We start from the raw sequence: 25,172 nt of genomic DNA on the forward strand, positions 1-25,172 counted from the left end.
TCGGTGTGAACCGACGACATATCAAGGCGCCGCCGTGAGACCGACCGGCGGCGCCGTACATCCCCGGTCCATCCCTGGTTCCGCAGCACGAACGCGCTGCGGGCCGGCTGCCTCTCCCACCCGTCCGGACCCGCTTCAGTGCGGGGGCCGTACGGATGGGAGCGCGGGGAGCCGGCCGGTTCGTCCGGCCTGGTCCACCACCTACGACACCTCAGGAGCACCTGTGTTCGACACGAAGTCGCAGGAGTCCACCACCGACCTGACCTCCCCGGAAGCCGTACAGCGCGGTCAGGAGGTCTACGACCGCATCACGTCCGGCGAGTGCAAGGACGTGATGGCGGAACTGAACGAGGCCTACGGCCGCACGAGCTGACCAACCCCCACCACATCAACGGCGCGCGGCGCCCGGGTTGCCCCCCGGACGCCGCTTCGGGCCGTACCACCCTGCGAGAGGAACCACGACCCATGAAGCACATCGCTGCTGATCAGGCGACTGTTACCACCGACCTTCCCGACCGCGAGCCGACGTTCGCTGAGCTGGATGCCATCTGGGTTGAGATGCCGCTGATCCTGGCGGAAGTCGAGTTGCTGGACGCACAGATCATCACGTTGGACCGCACCCCCACTGAGCTGGACGCGCGGCGTATCCGCCGGGCCCGCCGCAAGGTGCTGGCCGCCCGCCTCGCGCTGGCGAACCTGACCACGATGCACATCCCGGGGGTGGGAGCGTGAGCGGGACCCTGGCACTGGACTGCCTCACCGCTCCGCTGCGGGCGTTGCGGGTGCTGGCGGTGGACTTCGGGCACCTGCCCGCGCCGCACGTGGACGTCACCACGGTCTACCCGGACCGGCTGCGACTGAGCTTCCATGACGACCTGTCCGTGTTCGAGGCGTGGCGGGAGGCCCTGGGGGTCGACCCGGACTCGGTCGAATACGGCGAGCAGAGCGCCGGCCAGACGCGCGTACTGAAGGTGTTCGTCGACTTCTCGGGCGCCGTGCTGGAACTGACCGGCTACAGCGACATGCCCGTTGCGGCGGTGGCGTGATGGGCCGCCGCTTCAAGGACATGCAGACCCCGGAGCAGCAGTACGCGGCTCAGCAGGCCGCCCGCCGCGCTGACACTCCCGCGCCCTCGCGTCCGGTCGCTGCTGCCACGCACCGCGAGTGGGTGGCCATGTCGGCTCACCAGCAGGCCGCGCACCTCGCCCGGCTGGACGGCCGCGAGGACGAGGCCCGCCGCTGGGAGCAGCAGGAAGCCAAGCTGACCACCCCGGCGCCCAAGAAGCGGGGGTGGTTCCGGTGAACCTCAACCGCAAGGGGCGGACTGCTCTCGTGCTGGCCCTGGTCGCGGTCGTCGGCATGGCGTTCCGGGTGTCGTGGAACGCGCTGCGGGACATCGCGAACGCGGTGGGCGCGGATGACACCGCCGCGACCCTCTACCCGTTCGTGGTCGACGGTCTGATGGCTCTGGCCCTGGTCGCCGCCCTCGTGCTCGATGGCAAGGATCGGAAGTTCGCGCTGCGGGTGCTGGGCGCCTACACGCTCGCCTCGCTGGTCCTCAACTACGTGCACGGTCTCGTTCCCGAGCTGCACGACGCTACGGCCGGTTGGGGACGGCTCGCCGCCGGCGAGTACGCCAACTGGGCATTGGTGCTGCTGGCGACGTCGCTTCCGGTCGGGTCGATCTACTTCGGATCCGACCTGGTCGCGAAGGTGCTGCACCACCGACCCGTACCGGTCCCGGACCCGATTCCGGCACCGATCACGAATGCGGAGGAATCGACCGAGACCATTGGTTATCGGTCTACCCCTGACCTGCTGGAATCGACCCCGCCGCCCGCCCTTCCGGCTGCGGTGCGGGTGCCCGATCCGGTCGCGGTCGACGTGCTGAAGTCGGCCCCGGAACTCAAGCCGATGCCGACCGCCCCGATCCCCGTCAACTCGATCGTCCGCAGTGCGGTGGCGGCTGAGTCGGTCCGCCCGCGTCGGGCGACCGGTCGGGTTCCCGCCGCCGCCCGCCCGACCCGATCCAGGCGCACACCCGATCAACTCCTGCATGAGGCACGGAAGGTGACGGCCGGTTGGCCTGACGCGAAGCTCACCGCCGAGGGCATCCGCCTCGAACTGCACACGTCCCCGGTCAATGCCCGGATGCTGCGCGACACCCTCAAGGCCGAACGCGCCGCTACGGCGGTCATCTGATGTCCGCCGCCTACGGCAAGTGCTTCGACCCGACCGGCGCCCGCTACGGCATCCCCACCTTCCCCTGGAAGTTCGCCCCCGACGACGAACAGTTCGCCACCCGCCGCCAGTTACGGGCGCGTGGCTTGCGTCCGGGGGGTCAGCCGATAGCGGCGCAGGTCATGCGCGTCAACCGGCGGGCGGGCGGGGTCAAGGTCGCCTACCTGTACCGGATCGACCTCGCCAAGCCCGTCCGCCCCATGACCTCACGGAAGTGGGGCGCCCTCGCGCTGGCGATGCTGGCCCGCCGCACCTGCCCCAACTGCAAGGTCATCTACAGCTACTGCATGCCGACCTCGCTCGGCATGTGCGTCATGTGCGCCTACCCCGAACCGACCCCGAAAGAGGGCTGACCCGTGTCCAAATCCGAGATCCGCCGCATGGACCGCGAGATCCACAAGGCCGCCGCCAAGCTGGCAGCGGTCAAGCGCGGTGAGTCGTGGCCGCTCAACGGTGCGGAACGCCGGGCCATGGCCCGCGCCACCATCGGCGGCTCCTACAAGGTCGTACGGGGCAAGAGCACCGCCCGCGCTGAGCAGCAGATCGACACCACCACGTCGAATGCGGAGATGCGGCTGACCGCCGAACTGTCCGCCCTGCACGGCGAGAAGCAGCGCCTGATCACCGAGGCCGCCCGCGAGAAGGCGGCGAAGAAGCGTTCCGGCTGGTTCTGACCAGCCGGACCAGGCGTCGGGGTGCCCGCTCTTTCCACGGACCCGGCCACCCCGACGCCCTTTCCTCCCACTCCCGCCCCCGAGGGGGCAGTCAGGAGCACCACCAGCATGACCGACAACATCGTTCCTCTCGTCAAAACCCCCCTGGCCGGCGCTGAGTCGGACGTGACCTCCACGGTGCTGACCGTGGTGCCCGATGCCCCGCCCGCGCCGCTGGTGCCGTTGTGGGTGCGCTCCGGGCGTGCCGTGAAGACCGTGGTCACCCACGAGAACACCCGCACCGCTGCTCGTGCGGTGGCGCGTCACAGTCTCTACACGTTCAACGGGGGCCGGATCGTGGCCCGCCGCACCTGGGACGGCAAGACCGGTGCCCGTTACGAGCGCATGATCCGCACGGCGGAAGCGGCGGGGAACTTGGAGGCCGCCGAGGAGTGGGAGGAGCGGTTGCAGCGCTTCCGCCAGGCCCGCCACCACCGCCGCATGGACCTGCTCCACTCGCCCGTGGAGGCCGCCAAGGGTCTTGCGGTCGGTACCGGGGTGGGCATCGGGGTGCTGGTCGCCCTCGGGGTCGTGATGGCGATCAACAACCATGACGTCACCGACGTCATCACCCCGCTGAAAGCCACCATCGAGTTCATCGCCCTGCTGATCCGGATCGTCCAGGTCACATGGGGTACCGCGCTGATCGTCGGTCCGTTGCTCGCTCTGTTCGCGCTGTGGGCGGTCGGCAGTAAGCAGCAGGCCGCACCGCAGTGGGCGCTGCCCGCCAACGTCCGCAGCGGTGAGGGTGAGCCGGTCACCCCGTCCATCGTCGTCAAGGCCCTGCGCGATCTCGGGGTGCCCGCGCTGCGCAACGCCATCAAGGACATGGGCGACGCCGGCGCCTCGATGCTGGGTCCGATCCGGATCGCCGGATGCGGCGTCGAAGTCGACGTCACCCTTCCCTCAGGGGTCTCCACGATCGAGGTACAGAACCGGCGCCGCAAGCTTGCCGAGAACCTGACCCGGCATGAGCACGAGGTGTTCATCACGATCCCGCAGGCGGCCCGTACGGTGCGGCTGTGGGTGGCCGACTCGGGGGCGTTGGATGAGCCGATCGGCCCGTCTCCGCTGGTCACGGACGAGACGATGACCGCCGACTACACCAAGGGCAAGGCGCCGTGGGGTCAGGACCTGCGCGGTGACATGGCGGCGCTGAGCGTGTATCAGCGCCACCTGCTGATCACCGGGTTGTCGAACCAGGGCAAGACCGTGGCCCTGCGCTCCCTGGCCCTGTGGCTGGCGTTGGACAAGTCGGTGCAGTTCTGGATCGGGGACCTCAAGGGCATCGGTGACTGGAAGATGTTCTACGGCCTGGCCGACGTGCTGATCCAGGGCCCCACCGACGACCACGTGATCCAGGTGACCGAGATGGTCGAGAACGCCGTGGAGGAGATGAACCGCCGTATCCAGGCCCCGCCCGGCACGGTGTTCCCCGCCCTGATCGTGATCGTGGACGAAGCACAGATGGCGTTCATGTGCCCGGTCCTCGACGACGAACGGCGCCCCTACGGCGGCTCCAAGGCCACCTCGCGGTACTTCATGGCGGTCCGGAAGATTCACAACCAGGGCCGTGCCGTGAACGTGCTGATGTGGCAGGGGACGCAGGACCCCACCGACCAGAACCTTCCCAAGCTGGTCCGTGAGGGTGCCCACACGCGTGCCTCGCTCGCGCTGGGCACGGAGTCGCAGGCGCGGATGGCGCTGGGGGACAAGGCGGTCGACGGGGGCGCGGCCCCCAACCTGCTGCGCCCCGGTCTGGATCAGGGAACTCTGGTTCTCGCCTCGTCCGGCATCGCCATTCCCGCCGGGCAGGCCTCCATCACGGTCCGCACGCACTACATCGACGACGACGCGGCCGAAGCGATCACCGACCGCGCCAAGGCGATGCGCTCGGGGATCACCACGCTGACCGTGATCGAGCGGGGTGAGGAGCGTGACCCGCTCGCGGACATCCTCGGGGCGATGGGTGACGCGCCTCGTCTGCTCACGCTCGACATCCTCAAGCGCCTCGCCGTGCTGGACGAGACGGCCTACGACGGCTGGACGTTCGGCGACCTCAAGCGCGTGCTGGAGGCCGAGGGCGAGGAGCCGAAGAAGTCCAACGGGCGCATGGTCGTTCACCGCGATCACGTCCTGCGCGCCCTCGCCAACCGCGACGGCGACGGTTCCGCTTCCGTCTCCGGATGACAGGGAGGCGCACCCTCCCACGGCAGGGAGGCGGGGATACACCCCCAACCCCCTCCCTGCCCCATATCCCTGGCCCTGACCTGCGCAAATGATCGTCAGGGAGTCAGGGAGGCCCCGCAGGTCAGACCCCTGAAACCCCCTCCACAGCCCACCCGTCAGGGGGTGTCCCTGCCTCCCTGGCCTATCGCCGGAAGGGATTCCGTATGTACCCCGACCACACCCAATCCACGTCCGCTCAGCGGGCCCTGGACGTCCACTACCCCACCCCGATACAGCCCGTCATCGCCGTTCCGGCGCCGCTCGTTCCCGTCCAGCCGGGCAGCATCCCGGCGGTCGCGTCCGTCGTGCTGCCCGACGGGCGGGTCGTCACCGGCTACGCCATCGACCCCATGCGGCCCGAACCGGTCGCCACCCCGCCGGCCGTCTCCCGGACGGCCGTGAACGTCGCCCTCGGGGGCGTCGGGTTCCTCGCGGTGTGCGGCGGACTGCTGCTGCTCACCTCGTTCATTGCGGCCCTGACCGCGTTCGTCACCCAGCTCATCACGCTCGCGGCCGTGATCTTCGGCGGCTGGATCGCCGTCCAGGTGTTCAGCGCGAGCGGCCACAAGGGCGGGACCACGGTCAACATCCGCAAGGCAGTCATCAAGCGCAACAAGTTCTACGGCTGAAAGGGCCCAACTCCCGTGCCTCGAAAGGAAGCCATGACCACGCCCGCCACCACATCCGCCGCCCTCCGGGAAGACGACCCGCTCACGGAGGCCATCGCCCTTGCCGTCTGGGAACAGTGCGAGCGGCAGGACTACCGCACCACCAACGACGACCCCCGCAACATCGCCGCCGTCGCCGCCACCGTGGCCCGCGCACTCCTGCTGCCCGACACCACCGCCCACGACGACCCCGGACCGGAGCCGGAGCCGTGGCCGACGGCGGAAGACGCGTACGCCAGCGCCCCGAACCCCCGTGACGAGTTCGAGTGGCTCGTCAACGAGGCGCACGCCGGCAGGCGCGACCGGGAGTGGTGGCTGCGCCGCGCGGCCGTCGTCGACCGCAGGAGCGCCGATCTCCCCTCCGACCACTGTCTGAGGGACGAACACGCCCTCGACCTGGCCCGCTTCCTGATCGAGCTGGACGGCGCCACCGTCACCGGCGACCCCCGCCGCTACGTCCGCCGGCAGTACCTCTACTGGGCCAGGAACAACTAGCTAGGCCAAGGGCGGCCCCCATTCCGCCAAGAACCCGGGGCCGCCCTTGCCAACCAGTCCGCAACAGACCTGTTGGAGGCATCCAGCATGACCCATCATCCCGCCGTCCCGTCGGAAGGCGGCAACATCAGCCTGTGCACCGGCTCCGGTGCACTGGACGTAGCCGTTCACGCCGTCACCGGCCTGCCCACGGTCATGGTCGGCGAGAAGGACCCGGCGGCGTCCCGGCTGCTCGCCGCGCGTCTGCCCCACGCGCGCAACCTGGGTGACATCACGGCCGTCGACTGGCAGGCGCTGTCCGCCACCGTGGCGCGTCCGTCGGCGCTGACCGCCGGCTTTCCCTGTCAGGACATCTCCAATGCCGGACCTCGGGGAGGGATCGCCGGTGACCGCTCAGGACTCTGGAAAACCATCGTCCACGCCATTCGCCATCTTCGACCCCGCCTCGTCTTCCTGGAAAACGTCGCCGCCCTCCGCAGCCGGGGACTCGACGTCGTCGCCGCCGACCTGGCCGCGATCGGGTACGACGCGCGGTGGATGTGCCTACGCGCTGGAGATCCCGAAGTCGGAGCCTGCCACCGGCGAGACCGCTGGTTCGCCGTCGCCTATCCCGCTGCTGAAGACCCCCACCTCCCAGTTGGGGCGCAACGGGGGACCCCAGCATCCGGACAAGCGCAAGGCGGGCGGGCACGGGCCCACGCTGGAGGACGAAGTGGTCTTCTTGCTGCCCCCGACCGAGGCCTGAGGCTGCTGCCCACCCCCGCCGCCTGCGACGGCACCGGCGGCCCCGGCACCTCCCCCAAACGCCAGGGCGGCATGAACCTGCGCACCGCCGTGACCCTGCTGCCCACCCCGGCGGCACGCGACTGGAAGTCCGGCGCCTCCAACCTGCTGGGCACCAACTCGCGTCCGCTGAACGAGGTGGTGGTCAACCTGCTGCCCACCCCGACAGCTCGCCGCTACGGCCGCAACCGGTCCGCCTCACAGGGTGCGAGCTCGCGCCCCTCCATCGAATACCTCGCCCGCGACCTGGTCGACGACCGGCGGTGGGTGGCCACCAACGGCACCGACTACGGACCCGCCATCCACCGCTGGGAAACCGTCCTGGGACGCACCGCCCCGGAGCCCACCGAAGCGGGCACCAAGGGCAACCGCCGCCTGTCCCCGGCGTTCGTCGAATGGATGATGGGCGCCGACCTGGGCTGGGTGACCAGCCCCGACCTGGGCCTGTCCCGCTCCGACCAGCTCAAGATCCTCGGCAACGGCGTCGTCATCCACCAAGCCGCACTCGCCTACCGCACGCTGCTCGCCGCCGGCGCACCCGCCACCGCGAGCCCCGTCCCCACCCAGCTCGCCCTGGACATCGCCTAGACACGCCAAGGGCGGCCCCCATTCCGCCAAGAACCCGGGGCCGCCCTTGCCAACCAGTCCGCAACAGACCTGTTGGAGGCATCCAGCATGACCCATGACCCTCGTTCCGCGCTGCTGTCCGCAGCACTGTCCGCCGCCGCGCGCGGCTGGCACGTCTTCCCCCTCCGACCTGGCACCAAGCGGCCCGCCCTGCACGGTGAGGCTGCGTGCCCCGGCACCGGCCCGTGCGCGGCAGGACACCGGAAGTGGGAACAGCGCGCGACCACCGACCCCGATCTGATCCGCGCCGCCTGGTCGCGGGCCCCGTTCAACGTCGGCATTGCCACCGGTCCTTCCGGGCTGCTGGTCGTCGACCTGGACATGCCCAAACCCAACGGCAAGAGCGGGAAGGGCAGTTCGGACGCGCCTGACGGCGCGACGACTTTTACGGCGCTCTGCGAGCGCGCCGGCCACCCCGTCCCCGGCACCTACCGGGTGCGGACTGCGAGCGGCGGATCGCACCTGTACCTCGCCGCCCCGGACGCCGTGCGACTGGCCAACACGGCAGGAACCGTAGGGGAGTTGGTCGACACCCGCGCGTGGGGCGGCTACATCGTCGCTGCGGGCAGTATCACCCCCGCCGGACCGTACGAAGCTCTCAGCGACTCTGTGGCGGCCCCGTTGCCCGGATGGCTGCTGAGCATCCTGACACCGGCCCCCGCATGCCCCACGGGGCCGCTCAGGCTCCCCAGGGTCGACGGGAGCCGCGCGGCACTGGCCGCACTGCATGGGGAGTGCGCGGTGGTGTCCGCAGCCCCGGAATCGCAGCGCAACATCACGCTCAACCGGTCCGCCTTCAAGGTGGGGCGGTTCGTCGCGTGGGGCGACCTCCCCCGGCACGTGGCAGAAGACGCCTTCCAAGCGGCCGGAGAAGCCCACGGCCTCACCGCTGCGGAGTGCCGCGCCACGATCCGCAGCGCCCTGAACAGCTCCATCCGCAAAGCCCGCCCCCGGGACGCGGCATGAGCGCCCCACCCCGCAATCCCTTGGAAGGCCAACCCGGCGCCGCCGGGCCGAAGCCCGCCGAACCGGCCGCACCACGAACAGCCGAGGGCGAACCCAAGGGCGTCGCCGAAGGCGTCCCCATTGCCGTTCTCCCGAACTCGCCGCGTGGCGACGGCCGTTACCCCGTCGCATGGCTCCACATCTGCGCGCCGGGCAGGGCCACCCCGACCGCCACCTCACGGTGCGAGTGCGGCCGTGACCGCAGCGCCGTAGGACACCCCCGCGTGCTCGCCCTGATCGACGACCACACCGCGCACCGCGACACCTGCCCGCTCCGCACCACCACGGAAGGAAGGGCCGCCGCATGACCAAGTCGACCCCCACCCCGCCCACCATCGACGGGGCCGCACTGCTCAACGAGGTGGAAGCCTTCCACCGCCGTTTCAACATCTTCCCCACCGAAGCCGCCTACGTCGCCGTCGCCCTGTGGGACGCGCACGCCCACCTGCTCGACTGCTTCGACTCCACACCGCGTCTTGCGTTCCTCTCCCCCGAGCCGGGGTCGGGCAAGTCGCGCGCGTTGGAGATCGTGGAAACCCTCGTGCCGCGCCCCATGGTCGCGGTGAACGCGTCCGCGCCGGCGCTCTTCCGCGCGGTGTCCGGTCCCGACGGACGGCCCACGATCCTCTTCGACGAGATCGACACCGTGTTCGGCCCGAAGGCGGGCGACAACGAGGAACTACGGGGGTTCCTGAACGCAGGTCACCGCCGTACCGGGGTCACCTACCGGTGCGTGGGTGACAGTCAGACCGTGACTCCGTTCCCGTCCTACACCGCCGTCGCGGTCGCCGGACTCGGCTCCCTGCCCGACACGATCCTGACCCGCTCCGTCATCATCCGCATGCGCCGCCGCGCCCGGAACGAGACGATCGAACCCTTCCGGGCCCGCCTGCACGAGAAGGAAGGCATGGCCCTGCGGGACCGACTCGCCGCATGGGCCGAGCAGGCGCGTGGATGGGTCATGGGCGCCTGGCCCGAGATGCCCGAGGGCGTCACCGACCGCCCCGCCGACGTCTGGGAACCCCTGCTCGCTATCGCGGACGCCGCCGGGGGCGACTGGCCCAAGCGTGCCCGCGAAGCGTGCGTGGCCCTGGTCAAGGCCTCGCAGGCCAACGACAAGGGCAGTCTTGGGGTGCGGCTGCTCACCGACCTGCGCGACCACGTCATGGTGGGCATCGACCGCTTGCCCACCGTCGCCATCCTCGACCGCCTCAACGCCCTCGACGACGCCCCGTGGGCCGACCTCAACGGCAAGCCCCTCGACAACCGGCGCCTGTCCCGGATGCTCGGGGAGTACGTCACCGCAGACGGCGACCCCGTCGCATCCCGGAACATGCGCACCAGCGGCGGCATCCTCAAGGGCTATTTCAGCGTCGACCTGCACGACGCCTGGACGCGCTACTGCCCGCCCCCTCAGACGGGCGCCCCGGAAAGTCCGCTACTCCCGCTTCAGCCGCTACAGCCCAGTTCAGAGGCCACATCGGCGTAGCGCGAACCACCCCGTGTAGCGGCTACACACGCCCGTGCTGCGGACCCTGCACACCCTGACCACCCCGGGGCCGCAGCACGCCGTAGCCGCTACACCCCACCCCTCCGCTACGCGAAACACACCGCTGACCTGCGATGTAGCGGCGAAGCGCATGTAGCGGACTTCTGAGAGACACCCCGAGACCCTCAGAGGAGACAAGGCCAGATGAGCACCGCGCTCCCACCCGCCGATCAACTGCTCTACACCCCTGAAGCCGCCGCCAAGGTGCTCTCGTACGGCCGCTCCACCATCTACGAGCTGATGGCCGAGGGACTCCTGAAGTACGTCAAGCGGGGCCGCTCCCGCCGCATCCGTCGGAGCGACCTTGAGGCCTACGTGAACGGCCTCGAACCGACAACTCACTGACCCAACCGACCAACGCTCGAACGAGGCGGCCCCGGACACCGGTCCGGGGCCGCCTCTCGCATGGAGGAACACATGAGCCCCCGCAATCCGAACATGGAGTCGTCCGTCTACGAGGGCAACGACGGTTGGTGGCACGGCCGCGTGACGATGGGCGTCAAGGACGACGGAAGCCCCGACCGCCGCCACCGCAGGGCCCGCACCGAGCCTGAAGTGCGCCGCAAGGTACGCGAGTTGGAGAATCTCCGGGACAAGGGACGCGCCCCCAAGGCGGGCCGCAAGCCGACCGTAGAGCAGTGGATGACCACGTACCTCACGGACATCGCGAGCCTGAAGCTCAAGCCCCGTTCCCTGGATGACTACTGGTCGAAGACCCGAAATGACATCGTCCCCGGCGTCGGCAAGCACCGCCTGGACAAGCTCGCCCCGGAGCACCTGGAACGGATGTACCGCGTGATGCTCGACAACGGCCACGCGCCCTCTCACGTGGTCAAGGTCCACCGCATCCTCTCCCGCGCCCTGAAAATCGCGCACCGCCGCCGGATCATCGGCGAGAACGTGGCCACCCTCGTGGACCCGCCCACGGTCGACGAGACAGAGGCGAACCCGTTCACGACCGAGCAGGCAAAGGCGTTCCTGCAAGCCGCCGCCAAGCGGCCCACCTTCATGCGGTGGTGCGTGGGCGTCGGGATGGGTTTCCGGCAGGGGGAGACCCTGGGACTCCGGTGGGCCTACGTCGACTTCGACGCCGAACTGTTCAATCCCCAGTGGCAGCTTCAGCGCCTCACCTGGCGCCACGGATGCGCGGACGCCCTCGCGTGCGGCGAACGTCTCCACCGATTCGACCCGTGCCCGCCGGACTGTCGGACGCACAAGAACTACACGCGCGGTTGCCCCAAGCCGTGCCCGAAGGACTGCCGGCGGCACGCCACTGCCTGCCCCGAACGAAAGGGCGGCGGACTGGTCTTCACCCGACCCAAGACCAAAAAGAGCACGAACCCCGTTCCGATCCCACCGCCGTTCGTCCCCTACCTGCACGAGCACAAGAAGCAGCAAGAGGAGATGCGCGCCGTCGCCGGAGACGAGTGGCAGGAGTACAACGCGCTCTTCACACGGCCGGACGGCCGTCCCCTCGACCCCCGAGCCGACTGGGAGGAGTTCAAGGAACTACTTCAGGAGGCAGGCATTACCGACCGTCGCCTCTACGACGGAAGCCGCCACACCGCCGGCACGATCCTCAACGAACTCGGGGTCGACATGCCCACGATCATGGAGATCCTGCGACACACCCAGATCAGCCAGACCAAGCGGTACGTCAAGGGCCGATCCCACCTCTCCAAAGACGCGATGCGCCGCATGGGAGACCACTTCATGCCCGCGCCCGAACCCGCGCCGGAACCCCTCACTGAGACCACAACTGAGACCAGGGACCGCAGGGCAGCACGCGCTCAGCGCCGCCGACGGGTCAAGTAAAAGGAAAAACCCCAGGTCACGGCGAGTGAGTCCTGGGGTTTTCCGGAGCCGCCTTCGGGATTCGAACCCGAGACCTACGCATTACGAGTGCGTTGCTCTGGCCAGCTGAGCTAAGGCGGCGCGCTGTCCACACCATGGTGCGGTCAGCAACGTCGGCAAGTCTACACAGTTTCCGGGGGTGCTCCGCACACCCCCAGAGGCCTCCCAACCGGCGCTCGCCCCGCCGTTACGAGCACCGCTTCCCCTCCGCCGGAGGGGTCCCCCGGAGCAGATACGTGTCGATCGCGTCGTCGATGCAGTCGCTGCCCCGCCCGTACGCCGTGTGACCGTCACCCTCGTACGTCAGGAGGCGGGCCGAGGAGAGTTGGCGGGAGAGGGACTGGGCCCAGCGGTACGGGGTCGCCGGGTCGCGGGTCGTGCCGACGACCACGATCGGAGCCGCGCCCTTCGCCTCGATGCGGTGCGGCTCGCCGGTCGGCCGGACCGGCCAGTACGCGCAGCTCAGGGAGGCCCAGGCCATGACCTCGCCGAAGACGGGGGACGCCTTCTCGAAGGACGGCAGCGCATCGCGCACCTGGTCGGGGGTGGCGTACGCCGCCGGGAGGTCGAGGCAGTTCACGGCCGCGTTGGCGAACATCAGGTTCGAGTAGCGGCCGTCGGCGTCACGCTCGTAGTAGCTGTCGGAGAGAAGCAGCAGGCCCGCGCCGTCCTTGTCCCGCATCGCCGACGTCAGCGACTCGCGCAGTTGTGGCCAGGTGCTCTCGTCGTACATCGCGGCGATCACGCCGGTCGTGGCGAGGGCCTCGCCCAGCTTGCGGCCGTCCGCGTCACCCGCCGGAATCGGCGACGTGTCGAGGCGGTCGAAGAACGCCTTCAGGTTCGTGCCGATCTTCCCCTCCTCCGTACCCAGCGGGCAGTCCCGCTGCCGTACGCAGTCCTTCGCGAACGCGTCGAACGCCGTCTCGAAGCCGGCCGTCTGGTCGAGGTTCAGCCGTCGCGCGGGCAGGGAGGGGTCCATCGCGCCGTCCAGGACCAGTCGGCCCACGCGGTCCGGGAAGAGCCCCGCGTACGTCGCCCCGAGGAACGTTCCGTAAGACGCCCCGACGTACGTCAGCCGCCGGTCGCCCATCACCGCCCGCAGGATGTCCATGTCCCGGGCAGCCTCCACCGTGGACACGTGCCGCAGAAGGTCGGCCGAACCGCTGCCGCAGCCCTCGGCGAACTCCTTGTACGCGCCGACCAGTTCGTCGGTCTCCCGTTCGTTGTCGGGAGTCGTGTCCGTCTGCGTGTACGCGTCCATCTCGCGCCCGTCGAGGCACTCGACCGGCTCACTGCGTGCCACCCCGCGCGGGTCGACCGCGACCATGTCGTAGCGCGCGCGGATCTCGGCCGGGTAGCCGATCCCGGCGTACGCCTGCAGGTAGCCGACCGCCGAACCGCCCGGCCCGCCCGGGTTCACCAGCAGCGAGCCGAGCGGCTTGCCCGCCCCCGTGGCCTTCTTGCGGGAGACGGCCAGCCTGACGTCACCTTCGGCCGGAGCCGCGTAGTCGAGGGGTGCCTTCATCGTGGCGCACTGGAAACCGGGCACACCGCACGACCGCCAGCTCAGCTTCTGCGCGTAGTACGACGCGAGGCCGGTCGGCGTCACCGACGAACTCGCCGCACTCGTCGAACTCCCCGTGGAACAGGCGGAGACGAGCAGCGCGGCGACAGCGAGCAATGTCCAGGTCTGGCGAGGTGTGCGCCTCATATGCATTCAGCGAGCGTAACCCCGTGAAACCATTCGAATACTATCCGTCCACAACATGACTCGTACGAGTTACGGGTTACGAGATACGAGTTGCGCGGGATGAGCCACCAGGCAGCAGGCACCAGTCACCAGTGACAAGCAATGAGTTGCCGGTGCCGACTGTCAGCCCGCTCTCAGCGCAAGCGTCATCGCCTCCACCGCCAGCAGCGGTGCCACGTTGCGGTCCAGGGCCTCGCGGCACGCGGCGATCGCGTCGATGCGGCGGAGGGTCGACTCGGGTGAGCCGGCGCGGGCCAGGCGCTCCAGGGTGTCCTCGGCCTCCGCGTTGGCGATCGCCAGACGGGAGCCGAACTGGAGGGCGAGAACGTCTCGGTAGAAGCCGGTGAGGTCGATGAGGGCCAGGTCGAGGGTATCGCGCTGTGTACGCGTTCTCCGGCGCTTCTGACGGTCCTCCAGCTCCTTCATCACGCCCGCCGTGCCGCGCGGCATCCGGCCGCCCTGGGCCGCGCCCATCGCCTGCTTCAACTCCTCCGTCTCCTTCACGTCGACCTCCTCGGCGAGCTGCTTGGCGTCCTCCGATGCCGAGTCGATCAGCTCCTGGGCCGCCTTCAGACAGCCGCCGACGTCCTCGACGCGGAGCGGCAGCCTGAGGACGGCGGCCCGGCGCTCCCGGGCCCGCGCGTCCGTGGCGAGCCGACGGGCGCGGCCGATGTGGCCCTGGGTGGCTCTGGCCACGGTGTGTGCGACGTTCGGCTCGATACCGTCCCGGCGGACGAGGATGTCGGCGACCGCTTCCACCGGCGGGGTACGCAGGGTGAGGAGACGGCAGCGGGAGCGGATCGTGGGCAGCACGTCCTCGATGGACGGGGCGCAAAGCAGCCACACCGTGCGCGGCGCGGGCTCCTCGATGGCCTTGAGCAGGACGTTGCCCGCGCCCTCCGTGAGGCGGTCCGCGTCCTCCAGGACGATGACCTGCCAGCGTCCGACAGCCGGTGAGAGCTGGGCGCGCCGGACCAGGGCGCGGGTCTCCTTGACGCCGATGGAGAGCTGGTCCGTACGGACGATGTCCACGTCGGCGTGCGTGCCCGTCAGACTGGTGTGACAGCCGTCGCAGAACCCGCAGCCGGGGACTCCGCCGAGGGCACGGTCGGGGCTCACGCACTGCAGGGCGGCGGCGAAGGCGCGGGCCGCTGTGGACCGGCCGGAGCCGGGCGGGCCGGTGAAGAGCCAGGCGTGCGTCATCTTCGACGCCTCGGGCTGGGGCTCTCTCGCGGCGACGGCGGTGACCAGGGCGTCGGCATCCCGCGCGGCGGCCTCCAACTGCGCGCTCACCTTCTCCTGACCCACCAGGTCGTCCCACACCGGCATGGGAGCACCGCCCTTCCATCAGACCTTGTCGGTCATGCCGCTTCGTCAAGCCGCTTTGTCACGCCACTCCGTCAAGCCGTTTCGTCACGGCTTGCCTCGCGAAGTCCATTGTGCGGGTCCCCACTGACAACGGATCCCACCGGCAACGGATCCCACCGGCAACGGGCTCCGAGTGACAACTGGCTCCCGCCGGCAACGGCACCGCCTCAGCGGCGCCGCCCGCCCCGGCCCCGCCCCTCGTCCCGGTCGTCGTCCGCGTGTGCCCCGAACAGTTCGTCGGCCAGCGTCGGCAGGTCGTCCAGCGGAGTCTCCTCCGCCCAGTCGGAGCGCGGGCGCCGACGCGGGGTGCCATCGGTGTCGAGCTGGGGCAGTTCCCGCGTGCGATCCTCGCCGGCCCCGGACTGCCCGTCCGCACGCTCGTCCCGGAAGAACCCCGGCGGCACGCGATCCACGGGCGCACCGTCCCGCCGACCCGCGCCGTCCTCCCGTACGGCAGGCAGCACCGCGGTCTCATCGACCGCACCCGGCACCACGGGCGGCAGCACGGCCGTCTCGTCGGCGGCCCCCGGAGGAACCGACGGCAACACCGCGGTCTCGTCCGCCGCACCCGGCACCACAGGGCGCAGCACAGTCGTCTCGTCCGCCGCCCCCGAAGGAACCGGCGGCTTCTGGAACTTGGCCGTCACCTCGGAATCGGAACCGCCGGACCGACCGGCCCCCACCGCACCGAATCCCGCAACGCCAGCCCCAGCCCCAGCCCCACCTGAGCCCGTACCCGAACCCTCTCCCCCCGCATCAACCGCAGAAGCCGCCGCCGCAGAAGTCGCAGAAGCAACGGCAGCCGAAGCCGCGGCGGCCGTCGCAGCAGCGGCAGCCGCAGCCTCCGCGAGTCGCCGCCGCTCCGCCTCCGCCCGGACCAGCGCCTCCTCGGCCTTCCGCTGCTTCTCCAGGCGCCGTTCCTCCGCCTCAGCGTGCAGCCGCGCCTCCTCCTCGGCCTGCCTGCGCCTGCGGTCCTCGTCGGCCTTGCGGCGGGCCTCGGCCTCGGCGCGGGACTTCTCCTCCGCGAGCAGCCGTACCCGCTCCTCCTCGGCGCGGCGGCGCGCGTCCTCGGCCCGCTGCCGGGCCTCCTCAGCCTGGCGTTCGGCCTCGCGGCGCTGCGCCTCCTCCAGCTCGCGACGCTTGCGCTCCTCCTCCTCGGCGCGCAGCCGGGCCAGCGTCTCCTGGCGCTCGCGCTCGACGCGCTCCTCCTCGGCCTTGCGCGCGGCCTCTTCCTCCGCCTTGCGCCTGGCCTCCGCCTCCGCCGCCTTGCGGGCCTCCTCCTGGGCCTTCACCTCGGCCTCGGAGAGGGGGAGCATCAGGTCGAGCCGGTGGCGGACGACCGTCGTGACGGCCTCGGGCTCCTGCGCCGCGTCCACGACCAGATAGCGGCCCGCGTCGGCGGCGGCCAGCGTGAGGAAACCGGACCGTACGCGCTCGTGGAACTCGGCCGGCTCCGACTCCAGCCGGTCCGGCGCCTCCGTGAACCGCTCGCGGGCGGCCTCCGGGGAGACGTCCAGCAGGACGGTCAGATGCGGGACCAGGCCGTCGGTCGCCCAGCGTGAGATGCGCGCGATCTCCGTCGGGGAGAGGTCCCGGCCGGCGCCCTGATAGGCCACCGACGAGTCGATGTACCGGTCGGAGATGACGACCGCGCCGCGCTCCAGGGCCGGCCGTACGACCGTGTCGACGTGCTCCGCGCGGTCCGCCGCGTAGAGCAGCGCCTCCGCGCGGTGCGACAGACCGGCGCTCGACACGTCCAGCAGGATCGACCGCAGCCGCTTGCCCACCGGGGTCGCCCCCGGTTCGCGCGTGACCACGACCTCGTGGCCCTTGGCCCTTATCCACTCGGCGAGCGCCTTCGCCTGCGTGGACTTGCCGGCCCCGTCGCCGCCCTCCAGGGCGATGAAGAAGCCGGTCGAAGCGAGTGCCTGCACAGGGTCGTCGCCGCCGCGCAGCGCGTCCCGCAGGTCGTGCCGCAGGGGTACGCCGGAACGGTCGTCGGCCTTGGCGAGGACCAGCGCGGCCACCGGCAGCAGCAGCGCGCCCACCAGCATCAGCGTGAACGCCGCGCCGCCGTGCGCGAACACGAACTTGCCGCTCTCCAGGCGGTGCGGGCCGATGAGGGCCGCCACCAGGGGGGCGATCAGCGCGGCCAGCGCCACGGACACCCGTACGACCGCGTGGAGGTGCTCGGTCAGCCGTGTCCGCCGCTGGTCCTCGGTCTCCTGGTCGAGCAGCGTGTGCCCGGTGTTGGCGGCGACTCCCGCGCCGATACCGGCGAGCCCGACGATCAGCAGCACCGTCGTCACGTCCGGGACCAGCCCGGCGGCGAGCAGCGCGACCCCGGTGAAGGCGACGGCCAGTGCGAGCAGCCGGCGCCGCGACAGCGCCACCAGCACCTTCGGTGCCGTACGGATGCCGACGACCGTGCCGCCGGTCAGCACGAGGACCAGCAGCCCGAACGTCACCGGGCCGCCGCCCAGGTCCTTGGCGTGCAGGACGGCCACGGAGACGGCTGCCGCGACCGCGCCGGAGACGGCCGCGCAGGCAAGTACGAGCAGCGGGATCGCGCCCGTACGGCCCGTGTCGGCGGCTGTGCCTGACTTGGGGCGGCGCAGGCCTTCGAGCGGTGACCGCGCGCGCGGGGTGCGTACGGCGGGCAGTTCCAGGGCGGTGAGCACGGACAGCGAGGCGGCGAACAGTCCGGCCGCGACATACGACCCGAAGGCCGCCTGGTGCCGGTCGAACCAGTCGATCCCGGTGCCCAGCAGGTTGTTGACGAGCCCGGCGACGACGAGCGCGGCGCCCGCGAGCGGCACCGCGACGAAGGTCGTACGCAGGGACAGGCGCCGCAGGGCGTCCATGTGGTCCGGCAGCGGACGGACCGTGGCCCCCTCCGGGGGAGGCGTGGGCAGCAGCGCGGGCGCCGCGCTCTCCCGGCACACCGTCCAGAAGCGCTCGGCGACGCCGGTCACGAAGGCGGTGACCAGGAGGACGGCGAGGGCGTTCTCCGGCGTCCAGTCGATCCACAGAGGCGCGATGATCATGAGTATGGTGCGCAGCCCGTCGGCGCCGACCATGGTCCAGCGGCGGTCGAGCGGGCCCTCTCGCGAGGTGAGCGACGTGAGCGGGCCGAGCAGGACGGCACCGAAGAGCAGTGTGGCCAGAACGCGTGCCCCGAAGACCGCCGTCACGGCGAGCGCCACACCCCGGTAGCCGCCGCCGAACGAGCCCTCGGCAACGGCCGCCTGCAGGACGAGCACGACCAGGACCAGCAGCGCGAGAGCGTCACCGACACCGCCCACCAGCTGCGCGCTCCACAGCCTCTTCAACTGGGGCTGGCGCAGCAGGGCGCGAACGGCGCGTTCGCGGGAGTCCGCGACCAACGCGTCGTCGGGGGCCTGGGGGATGGCCGTTGGCTGCTCTGCTGGCGTCATGCTTTCAGCCTATCGGCAGCCACCGACAGCTCGAAGTGGCCGTCCGGACGTACGACCGCCCCGACACCTGATGGTGCCGGGGCGGTCGTTTCACGAAGCCGGCGCGAAGACGAAGCGAAGATCACTCACCGAGACCGGTCGCGACCATTCGCCGGCGCTCCTCAGCGGCCGACGGTCCCACTCGGATTCACTCCTCGGCCGTGGCCCTCGCAGCGGTCGCCTTCTTGGCCGGAGCCTTTTTGGCGGCCGTCTTCTTCGCGGTGGTCGTCTTGGCGGCCGTCGTCTTCTTGGCGGCGGCGGTCTTCGTCGTAGCGGCCTTCTTGGCGGGGGCCTTCTTCGCCGGAGCCTTCTTCGCGGTCTTCTTGACCGGCGACTTGGCACGCTTCTCGGCGAGCAGCTCGTAGCCGCGCTCCGGGGTGATCTCCTCGACGCTGTCGCCGGAGCGCAGGGTCGCGTTGCTCTCGCCGTCGGTCACGTACGGCCCGAAGCGGCCGTCCTTGACGACCACCGGCTGTCCGCTGACCGGGTCGGTGCCCAGCTCCTTCAGCGGCGGCTTGGCGGCGGCCCGGCCACGCAGCTTGGGCTGGGAGTAGATCTCCAGCGACTCTTCGAGGGTGATCGTGAAGAGCTGGTCCTCGGTCTGCAGGGACCGCGAGTCCGTGCCCTTCTTGAGGTAGGGCCCGTAGCGCCCGTTCTGCGCGGTGATCTCCACGCCCTCCGCGTCCTTGCCGACGACCCGGGGCAGGGACATCAGCTTGAGCGCGTCCGCCAGCGTCACCGTGTCCAGTGACATCGACTTGAACAGCGAGGCCGTACGCGGCTTGACGGCGTTCTTGCCGGTCTTCGGGGTGCCCTCGGGGAGCACCTCGGTGACGTACGGGCCGTAGCGGCCGTCCCTGGCGATGATCTGGTGGCCGGACTCGGGGTCGGCGCCCAGCTCGAAGTCGCCGCTCGGCTTGGCGAGCAGTTCCTCCGCCAGTTCGACGGACAGCTCGTCGGGAGCGAGGTCCTCCTGCACGTCAGCGCGCTGGTGGTTCTCGGAGTCCTTCTCGCCGCGCTCGATGTACGGGCCGTAGCGCCCGACGCGCAGCACGATGTCGTTGCCCACCGGGAACGACGACACCTCGCGGGCGTCGATCGCGCCCAGGTCGGTCACCAGCTCCTTGAGACCGCCGAGGTGGTCCCCGTCGCCGTTGCCCGCCTCGGCCGCGCCGCCGACGGCGGGAACGGGAGCGCCATCGGTGCCCACACCGAAGTAGAAGCGCCTCAGCCACGGCACGGACTGGGCCTCGCCGCGGGCGATGCGGTCGAGGTCGTCCTCCATCCGGGCGGTGAAGTCGTAGTCGACGAGCCGCCCGAAGTGCTTCTCCAGGAGGTTGACGACGGCGAAGGACAGGAAGGACGGCACCAGGGCCGTGCCCTTCTTGAAGACGTAACCGCGGTCGAGGATGGTCCCGATGATCGACGCGTACGTCGACGGGCGGCCGATCTCGCGCTCTTCGAGCTCCTTGACCAGCGACGCCTCGGTGTAGCGGGCCGGGGGCTTGGTGGCGTGCCCGTCGACCGTGATCTCGTCGGCGGACAGGGCGTCGCCCTCGTTCACCTGGGGCAGGCGGCTCTCGCGGTCGTCCAGCTCGGCGTTCGGGTCGTCGGCGCCCTCGACGTACGCCTTCAGGAAGCCGTGGAAGGTGATCGTCTTGCCGGAGGCGCTGAACTCGGCGTCCCGGCCGTCGGCGGACGTGCCCGCGATCTTCACGGTGACCGAGTTGCCGACCGCGTCCTTCATCTGGGAGGCGACCGTGCGCTTCCAGATCAGTTCGTAGAGCCGGAACTGGTCGCCGGTCAGGCTCGTCTCCGCCGGGGTGCGGAAACGATCACCCGACGGGCGGATCGCCTCGTGCGCCTCCTGGGCGTTCTTGACCTTCCCGGCGTACACCCGCGGGGACGCAGGTAGGTAGTCGGCGCCGTACAGCTGGGTGACCTGGGCACGGGCGGCGTTGACCGCCGTCTCCGACAGGGTCGTGGAGTCCGTACGCATATAGGTGATGAAGCCGTTCTCGTACAGCTTCTGCGCCACCTGCATGGTCGCCTTCGCACCGAAGCCGAGCTTGCGGGCGGCCTCCTGCTGGAGCGTCGTCGTACGGAACGGGGCGTACGGCGAGCGGCGGTACGGCTTCGACTCGACCGAGCGGACGGCGAAGCTGGTGTCCGCCAGGGCGGCGGCCAGGGCGCGGGCGTTCGCCTCGTCGAGGTGGAGGGTGTTCGCGCTCTTCAGTTGTCCCAGGGAGTCGAAGTCGCGGCCCTGCGCGACTCGCCTGCCGTCGACGGCCGCGAGGCGGGCGACCAGCGACGACGGGTCCGACGAGTCCCCCGCGCGGCCGGTCGCGAAGGTTCCCGTCAGGTCCCAGTACTCAGCAGAACGGAAAGCGATGCGCTCGCGTTCCCGCTCCACCACAAGTCGCGTCGCGACCGACTGGACACGGCCCGCCGACAGCTTCGGCATGACCTTCTTCCACAGGACCGGCGAGACCTCGTAGCCGTAGAGACGGTCGAGGATGCGGCGGGTCTCCTGGGCGTCGACCAGCTTCTGGTTCAGCTCGCGCGGGTTGGCCACGGCGGCCTGGATCGCGGCCTTGGTGATCTCGTGGAAGACCATCCGCTTGACCGGGACCTTGGGCTTCAGAACTTCCTGGAGATGCCACGCGATGGCCTCGCCCTCGCGGTCCTCATCGGTGGCGAGGAAGAGTTCGTCGGAGTCCTTCAGCAGGTCCTTGAGCTTCTTGACCTGGGCCTTCTTGTCCGCGTTGACCACGTAGATCGGCTGGAAGTCGTTTTCGACGTCCACGCCCAGGCGGCGCACCTCACCGGTGTACTGCTCGGGTACCTCGGCGGCGCCGTTGGGGAGGTCGCGGATGTGCCCGACGCTCGCCTCGACGACGTATCCGGGGCCGAGATAGCCCTTGATCGTCTTCGCCTTGGCAGGGGACTCGACGATGACGAGTCGGCGGCCGCCCTTTGCGGTCTCGCTGGTCGGGGACAACTTCGCTCTTCTCTCCGGTCGACACTGGGGGTCTCCCCCGGCCTTGTTCCCGGGGTCGGGTCATGCTGACGCTGCGGAGTGTGACGGTACATCCCGCCCCCGTGTCAAACGGGAAAAGCCCGCAACGGCCACTCGAACGGTAACCCGACTACCGCCATTCCTGCCGCCCGGAGTGTCGACCTGCCCCTTCGAGCTTATTCGGAGGGTGACCTACCGGATACCTGCGCGGCCACGCCGTATGCGCCGCTCATACGCCTCTCGCCCACCTCACACACGGGTCAGGCACCATACGCCGACCCCGAGGGCGACCAGCGCGGCGACGCTCGCGAGGGCCGCCGATGCGACGGGGTTCACACCATGGGCGACCGGCGCCCGGTGCCGCACCCGGGCCGCGGTCCACACCAGCAGCCCGCCTCCGAACAGGGCGAACACCACTCCCACGAAGATCGCCGGTCCGCTCTCCATACCCCTGTGCGCCCCTTTCCTACCGCCCGGGAGTCCCCGGACCCGGGAGGCTGGCACGTCCGGGAAGCGTCCGCGCGAACCCGAGGTGAACGCCGGGCGGACAGCGGACGCGCGTCCCGGTGAGGACCCGCCGGCCAGCCTCGCAGCCCTCGTACGAACGGGCCCGCCGACCACGTTCCGTCGCGAGCGACTCCCGTGAATCTCACAGCCGACTTGGGCGGCCCGCCCCGGACCGGCCGCCCAAGTCGGCGTGAATATGCCGCCCGAACCTCGCCACCGACACGCTCGGTACGACGGCACAGGCGCCGCAAGCGGTCGGCCCACGCCACCCGCACGCCTCCCCACGCCCCGCGCGCCGCCCCTGCACCTCCCACTGCCGTACGGCGGATGCGTACGCGACCTGCCGTACCCGTATCGGCCGCGGAGCCCCCCTCCACCATGGACGCCACGGCGTAGACGACAGCCTCACGGCGACGGAACCGGCAGTACAGGGCCCCACGGCACCACACCCGAGCACACGCTCACTGGCTCGACGGCTCCAGGAAGCCCTGCTCCACCAGCAACCGGATCTGCGCGGGCGTGCGGTCCCGCAGCGACACCGGGTCCTCGCCGACCAGTTGGGCGATGGCGTCCAGAATCCGCCCGGCGCTCATTGTGCCGTCGCACACGCCTGCGAAGCCCGCGCCGACCGTGTCCACCTTGGTGGCGCGGCGCATCCCGCGGTTCTGGCGCAGCACCACGTGTTCGGGGTCCTCGGCGCCGGGCAGCCCGACCTGCTCCTGCACGACCTCGTCCGCCAGCCTGAAGTGCGCGGCGAGCAGGGCGGCGTCGTCGTGCGCACGCAGGTAGTCCAACCGCTCGAAGTGCGCGCGAACCGTGTCCCCGAGCGGCTGTTCGACGGGATGCGGCCACTCCTCCACGGTGATCGAAGGCGCGGCAGCCCCCGTTCTCCGCAGGGTGATCCAGCCGAACCCGACGGACTTCACCTTGCGCGTCTCGAACTCGTCCAGCCAGGCGTCGTACCGCGCCCGGTACTCCGCCGGGTCGGAGCGGTGGTCGCCGGCGTCGCGCAGCCACAGTTCGGCGTACTGCGTGACGTCCTGCACCTCGCGCTGCACGATCCAGGCATCGCACCCGCGCGGCACCCAGGACCTGAGTCTGTCCTGCCAGTCCTCCCCTTCCACGTGCTGCCAGTTGGCGAGGAACTGTGCGAACCCGCCCTCACGCAACCGCTCCCCCGCCTCCTGAACGAGCGTGCGGCACAGATCGTCCCCGCCCATCCCGCCGTCCCGGTACGTGAGCCGCGCGCCCGGCGAGATCACGAACGGCGGGTTGGAGACGATCAGGTCGTACGTCTCGTCCGCCCGGACCGGTTCGAAGAGCGAGCCCTCGCGCAGGTCTGCCGCAGGGGCGCCGGACAGTGCGAGCGTCAGCGCGGTGATGTGCAGGGCACGGGGGTTGAGGTCGGTCGCCGTCACGCGCGTGGCGTGCTGGGCGGCGTGCAGCGCCTGGATCCCGGAGCCGGTGCCGAGGTCGAGCGCGGAGCCGACCGGCGTACGGACGGTGATACCGGCGAGGGTCGTGGAGGCCCCGCCCACCCCCAGGACAACACCCTCGTGGTGACTGCCGATGCCACCGGCTCCGCCGACCGCGCACCCCAGGTCGGACACGATGAACCAGTCCTCGCCGCCCGGCCCGCCGTACGGCCGTACGTCGACGGCGGCGGCCACCTGACCGGCGTCCCCGGACACCAGCCACCCGCTCGCCAGACAGTCGTCGACGGGCAGCACGCCCGCCACACGCGCGTGGGGCACGGCTTGCTGCAACAGGAACAGCCGTACGAGCAGTTCAAGCGGCGTGTCGCCACGGGTCGCCCGGAGCGCGGGCACGGTCTCGCTGCGCGCCAGGGCGGCGTACGCGGGCGCGCCGAGCAGGTCGAGCAGCCCGTCGGCGGTGAAGTCGGCGGCCAGAAGGGCGTCCCGGAGGCGCCCGGCGGCATCGGGGCGGTCGGCGGAGGGCAGGGCGTGCAGGCTGGCGTTACTCACGCCCCCCATTGTGTCCGTCCTGCCGCTCCACCGCGCCCGCCTGTGGACAGACGCGCGCGGACACCCCGTACGCCTGTGGAAAACTCCCGCCGCGACGCGGCAGGGCCTGCCGGAGCGATCAGCCGGACGTCGTGGAGGCCGCAGGCGACACCGGGGTCGACTTGCAGCTCTCCTGCTCGGCCATCGACTTGCCGACGTCGCCCTCTTCCAGAGCCTTCAGGGCGTCGTTCCCGCTCTGGCTGAGCTTGTCCAGCTGCGTGGCGACACCCTTGAGACCGTCGGCGAACTTCGCCTGGTTCTTGATGTCGAGTCCGTCCACCTGCTTCTTCAGGCCCGCGTAGGACGCCGCGATGTCGTTGAGTTCCTTGACGGCGTTCGTCTTCTTCGTCTCGCCGTCGTCGACGTTCGGGGCGCCCGCGGTGTTCACGGCCGTACCGATCGCCTTGTAGGCGTCCGCCATGTCCTGGAAGGCCTGTGCGTCGGTCTTCTGGACGGCCGCCGGTGTGCTGTTGTCGGAGGTCTCCTTCTGGATCGCGGAGTTGGCGGCCTCGATCTTCTGCGCCTGCGGTTTCACCGCGTCGCACACCTGCTTGGCCCAGGCATCCAGCTTCTCGTTGCCTTCGTCGCCGCTGCATCCCGACAGCGCCAGTACCAGTACCGCACCGCCGGACAGTGCGACCGCGAGCTTCTTGTTCACCGGATTGGTCCCTTCCATGGCTCTCGGCCCCGGAACATACACGCCAACTGGGCGACATCGACGTGACGGACATCCAGTTGGTGTGTTATTGCAGCCATTTGCACCAAGAGGGAACCAAGAGAGAGAAGGCTCACGGAAAAGGCGTGCAACCCACGTCAAGCGGGCGGACGACGCGTCACGACGCGTCGTCCGCCCGCTCGTTGGCC

General features: G+C 70.5%; 23 protein-coding genes and 1 tRNA gene. 16 read left to right on the forward strand and 8 right to left on the reverse strand.

The genetic code is table 11. The features are described 5' to 3' along the window. The first annotated feature begins 223 nt into the window (after positions 1-223). The 16 genes from G3I71_RS50170 (at position 224) to G3I71_RS03645 (ending at position 12,125) form a co-directional block, all read left to right on the forward strand. Positions 224-373: a hypothetical protein gene (locus G3I71_RS50170; RefSeq protein ID WP_203729430.1), complete on the forward strand. Its 150-nt coding sequence runs from the start codon at positions 224-226 to the stop codon at positions 371-373. Positions 374-465: 92 nt separating this feature from the next. Next, positions 466-732 (forward strand): DUF6284 family protein, encoded by a 267-nt coding sequence (locus tag G3I71_RS03575; protein WP_164312437.1) that lies wholly within the window; start codon positions 466-468, stop codon positions 730-732. Beyond that, positions 729-1,046 carry a hypothetical protein gene (locus G3I71_RS03580; protein WP_164312438.1) on the forward strand — a complete coding sequence of 106 codons (318 nt, stop codon included), beginning with the start codon at positions 729-731 and terminating at the stop codon, positions 1,044-1,046. Before G3I71_RS03575 ends, G3I71_RS03580 begins: the two co-directional genes overlap by 4 nt. Beyond that, the gene (locus G3I71_RS03585; protein WP_164312439.1) at positions 1,046-1,303 is read left to right on the forward strand and encodes a hypothetical protein; all 258 of its coding nucleotides are present in this window, start codon (positions 1,046-1,048) and stop codon (positions 1,301-1,303) included. The genes G3I71_RS03580 and G3I71_RS03585 overlap by 1 nt, the downstream gene beginning before the upstream one ends. Beyond that, a complete protein-coding gene (locus G3I71_RS03590) occupies positions 1,300-2,202 on the forward strand; it encodes a DUF2637 domain-containing protein (RefSeq protein ID WP_164312440.1) in 903 nt (300 codons plus the stop codon). The genes G3I71_RS03585 and G3I71_RS03590 overlap by 4 nt, the downstream gene beginning before the upstream one ends. Continuing rightward, positions 2,202-2,594 carry an RRQRL motif-containing zinc-binding protein gene (locus G3I71_RS03595; protein ID WP_164312441.1) on the forward strand — a complete coding sequence of 131 codons (393 nt, stop codon included), beginning with the start codon at positions 2,202-2,204 and terminating at the stop codon, positions 2,592-2,594. Before G3I71_RS03590 ends, G3I71_RS03595 begins: the two co-directional genes overlap by 1 nt. Positions 2,595-2,597: 3 nt before the next feature. Next, positions 2,598-2,915: a hypothetical protein gene (locus G3I71_RS03600; protein ID WP_164312442.1), complete on the forward strand. Its 318-nt coding sequence runs from the start codon at positions 2,598-2,600 to the stop codon at positions 2,913-2,915. Positions 2,916-3,023: 108 nt separating this feature from the next. Next, positions 3,024-5,144 carry an FtsK/SpoIIIE domain-containing protein gene (locus G3I71_RS03605; RefSeq protein ID WP_164312443.1) on the forward strand — a complete coding sequence of 707 codons (2,121 nt, stop codon included), beginning with the start codon at positions 3,024-3,026 and terminating at the stop codon, positions 5,142-5,144. A 203-nt stretch (positions 5,145-5,347) separates the two neighbouring features. Next, a complete protein-coding gene (locus G3I71_RS03610; RefSeq protein ID WP_164312444.1) occupies positions 5,348-5,812 on the forward strand; it encodes a hypothetical protein in 465 nt (154 codons plus the stop codon). Positions 5,813-5,845: 33 nt separating this feature from the next. Next, positions 5,846-6,346 (forward strand): hypothetical protein, encoded by a 501-nt coding sequence (locus tag G3I71_RS03615; RefSeq protein ID WP_164312445.1) that lies wholly within the window; start codon positions 5,846-5,848, stop codon positions 6,344-6,346. Between the two features lie 87 nt (positions 6,347-6,433). Continuing rightward, positions 6,434-7,717 carry a DNA cytosine methyltransferase gene (locus G3I71_RS03620; RefSeq protein ID WP_164312446.1) on the forward strand — a complete coding sequence of 428 codons (1,284 nt, stop codon included), beginning with the start codon at positions 6,434-6,436 and terminating at the stop codon, positions 7,715-7,717. An 87-nt stretch (positions 7,718-7,804) separates the two neighbouring features. Then, on the forward strand, positions 7,805-8,722 hold the full coding sequence (locus tag G3I71_RS03625) for a bifunctional DNA primase/polymerase (protein ID WP_164312447.1): 918 nt from the start codon (positions 7,805-7,807) through the stop codon (positions 8,720-8,722). Further along, positions 8,719-9,069, forward strand: coding sequence for a hypothetical protein (locus tag G3I71_RS50175; RefSeq protein WP_203729271.1), 351 nt, complete (start codon positions 8,719-8,721; stop codon positions 9,067-9,069). Before G3I71_RS03625 ends, G3I71_RS50175 begins: the two co-directional genes overlap by 4 nt. After that, positions 9,066-10,250, forward strand: a complete 1,185-nt coding sequence (locus G3I71_RS03635; RefSeq protein ID WP_164312448.1) for a DUF3631 domain-containing protein — start codon at positions 9,066-9,068, stop codon at positions 10,248-10,250. The genes G3I71_RS50175 and G3I71_RS03635 overlap by 4 nt, the downstream gene beginning before the upstream one ends. Before the next feature lie 204 nt (positions 10,251-10,454). Beyond that, entirely contained in the window at positions 10,455-10,655 is a 201-nt protein-coding gene (locus G3I71_RS03640) for a helix-turn-helix domain-containing protein (protein ID WP_164312449.1), read from the forward strand. Between the two features lie 72 nt (positions 10,656-10,727). Beyond that, on the forward strand, positions 10,728-12,125 hold the full coding sequence (locus G3I71_RS03645; protein ID WP_164312450.1) for a tyrosine-type recombinase/integrase: 1,398 nt from the start codon (positions 10,728-10,730) through the stop codon (positions 12,123-12,125). A 46-nt stretch (positions 12,126-12,171) separates the two neighbouring features. Here G3I71_RS03645 and G3I71_RS03650 read toward each other — a convergent pair. The 8 genes from G3I71_RS03650 to G3I71_RS03685 form a co-directional block, all read right to left on the reverse strand. Next, a tRNA-Thr gene (locus G3I71_RS03650) sits at positions 12,172-12,245 on the reverse strand. Positions 12,246-12,351: 106 nt separating this feature from the next. Further along, the gene (locus G3I71_RS03655) at positions 12,352-13,881 is read right to left on the reverse strand and encodes an alpha/beta hydrolase (protein ID WP_164312451.1); all 1,530 of its coding nucleotides are present in this window, start codon (positions 13,879-13,881) and stop codon (positions 12,352-12,354) included. A 156-nt stretch (positions 13,882-14,037) separates the two neighbouring features. Continuing rightward, positions 14,038-15,243, reverse strand: a complete 1,206-nt coding sequence (locus G3I71_RS03660; protein ID WP_164312452.1) for a DNA polymerase III subunit delta' — start codon at positions 15,241-15,243, stop codon at positions 14,038-14,040. Positions 15,244-15,449: 206 nt separating this feature from the next. Next, positions 15,450-18,719, reverse strand: coding sequence for a dTMP kinase (gene tmk / locus G3I71_RS03665; RefSeq protein WP_164312453.1), 3,270 nt, complete (start codon positions 18,717-18,719; stop codon positions 15,450-15,452). Positions 18,720-18,906: 187 nt separating this feature from the next. After that, a complete protein-coding gene (topA, locus tag G3I71_RS03670) occupies positions 18,907-21,759 on the reverse strand; it encodes a type I DNA topoisomerase (RefSeq protein WP_164312454.1) in 2,853 nt (950 codons plus the stop codon). 267 nt (positions 21,760-22,026) lie between these two features. After that, positions 22,027-22,224 (reverse strand): hypothetical protein, encoded by a 198-nt coding sequence (locus G3I71_RS03675; protein WP_164312455.1) that lies wholly within the window; start codon positions 22,222-22,224, stop codon positions 22,027-22,029. Positions 22,225-22,745: 521 nt separating this feature from the next. Beyond that, positions 22,746-24,269 (reverse strand): class I SAM-dependent methyltransferase, encoded by a 1,524-nt coding sequence (locus G3I71_RS03680; protein WP_164312456.1) that lies wholly within the window; start codon positions 24,267-24,269, stop codon positions 22,746-22,748. A gap of 118 nt (positions 24,270-24,387) precedes the next feature. Further along, positions 24,388-24,984: an oligoendopeptidase F family protein gene (locus G3I71_RS03685; protein ID WP_164312457.1), complete on the reverse strand. Its 597-nt coding sequence runs from the start codon at positions 24,982-24,984 to the stop codon at positions 24,388-24,390. Positions 24,985-25,172: the final 188 nt, after the last annotated feature.

It is taken from the genome of Streptomyces sp. SID12501 (assembly GCF_010550245.1).
Classification (GTDB): Bacteria; Actinomycetota; Actinomycetes; order Streptomycetales; family Streptomycetaceae; genus Streptomyces.

Excerpts from the sequence above, each read along its gene's own strand:
- G3I71_RS03575 (WP_164312437.1), top strand. The coding sequence starts at position 466 with ATGAAGCACATCGCTGCTGATCAGGCGACTGTTACCACCGACCTTCCC.
- G3I71_RS03585 (WP_164312439.1), top strand. The coding sequence starts at position 1,046 with ATGGGCCGCCGCTTCAAGGACATGCAGACCCCGGAGCAGCAGTACGCG.
- G3I71_RS03595 (WP_164312441.1), top strand. The coding sequence starts at position 2,202 with ATGTCCGCCGCCTACGGCAAGTGCTTCGACCCGACCGGCGCCCGCTAC.
- G3I71_RS03605 (WP_164312443.1), top strand. The coding sequence starts at position 3,024 with ATGACCGACAACATCGTTCCTCTCGTCAAAACCCCCCTGGCCGGCGCT.
- G3I71_RS03610 (WP_164312444.1), top strand. The coding sequence starts at position 5,348 with ATGTACCCCGACCACACCCAATCCACGTCCGCTCAGCGGGCCCTGGAC.
- G3I71_RS03615 (WP_164312445.1), top strand. The coding sequence starts at position 5,846 with ATGACCACGCCCGCCACCACATCCGCCGCCCTCCGGGAAGACGACCCG.
- G3I71_RS03620 (WP_164312446.1), top strand. The coding sequence starts at position 6,434 with ATGACCCATCATCCCGCCGTCCCGTCGGAAGGCGGCAACATCAGCCTG.
- G3I71_RS03625 (WP_164312447.1), top strand. The coding sequence starts at position 7,805 with ATGACCCATGACCCTCGTTCCGCGCTGCTGTCCGCAGCACTGTCCGCC.
- G3I71_RS50175 (WP_203729271.1), top strand. The coding sequence starts at position 8,719 with ATGAGCGCCCCACCCCGCAATCCCTTGGAAGGCCAACCCGGCGCCGCC.
- G3I71_RS03635 (WP_164312448.1), top strand. The coding sequence starts at position 9,066 with ATGACCAAGTCGACCCCCACCCCGCCCACCATCGACGGGGCCGCACTG.
- G3I71_RS03640 (WP_164312449.1), top strand. The coding sequence starts at position 10,455 with ATGAGCACCGCGCTCCCACCCGCCGATCAACTGCTCTACACCCCTGAA.
- G3I71_RS03645 (WP_164312450.1), top strand. The coding sequence starts at position 10,728 with ATGAGCCCCCGCAATCCGAACATGGAGTCGTCCGTCTACGAGGGCAAC.
- G3I71_RS03655 (WP_164312451.1), bottom strand. The coding sequence starts at position 13,881 with ATGCATATGAGGCGCACACCTCGCCAGACCTGGACATTGCTCGCTGTC.
- G3I71_RS03660 (WP_164312452.1), bottom strand. The coding sequence starts at position 15,243 with ATGCCGGTGTGGGACGACCTGGTGGGTCAGGAGAAGGTGAGCGCGCAG.
- tmk (WP_164312453.1), bottom strand. The coding sequence starts at position 18,719 with ATGACGCCAGCAGAGCAGCCAACGGCCATCCCCCAGGCCCCCGACGAC.
- G3I71_RS03675 (WP_164312455.1), bottom strand. The coding sequence starts at position 22,224 with ATGGAGAGCGGACCGGCGATCTTCGTGGGAGTGGTGTTCGCCCTGTTC.
- G3I71_RS03685 (WP_164312457.1), bottom strand. The coding sequence starts at position 24,984 with ATGGAAGGGACCAATCCGGTGAACAAGAAGCTCGCGGTCGCACTGTCC.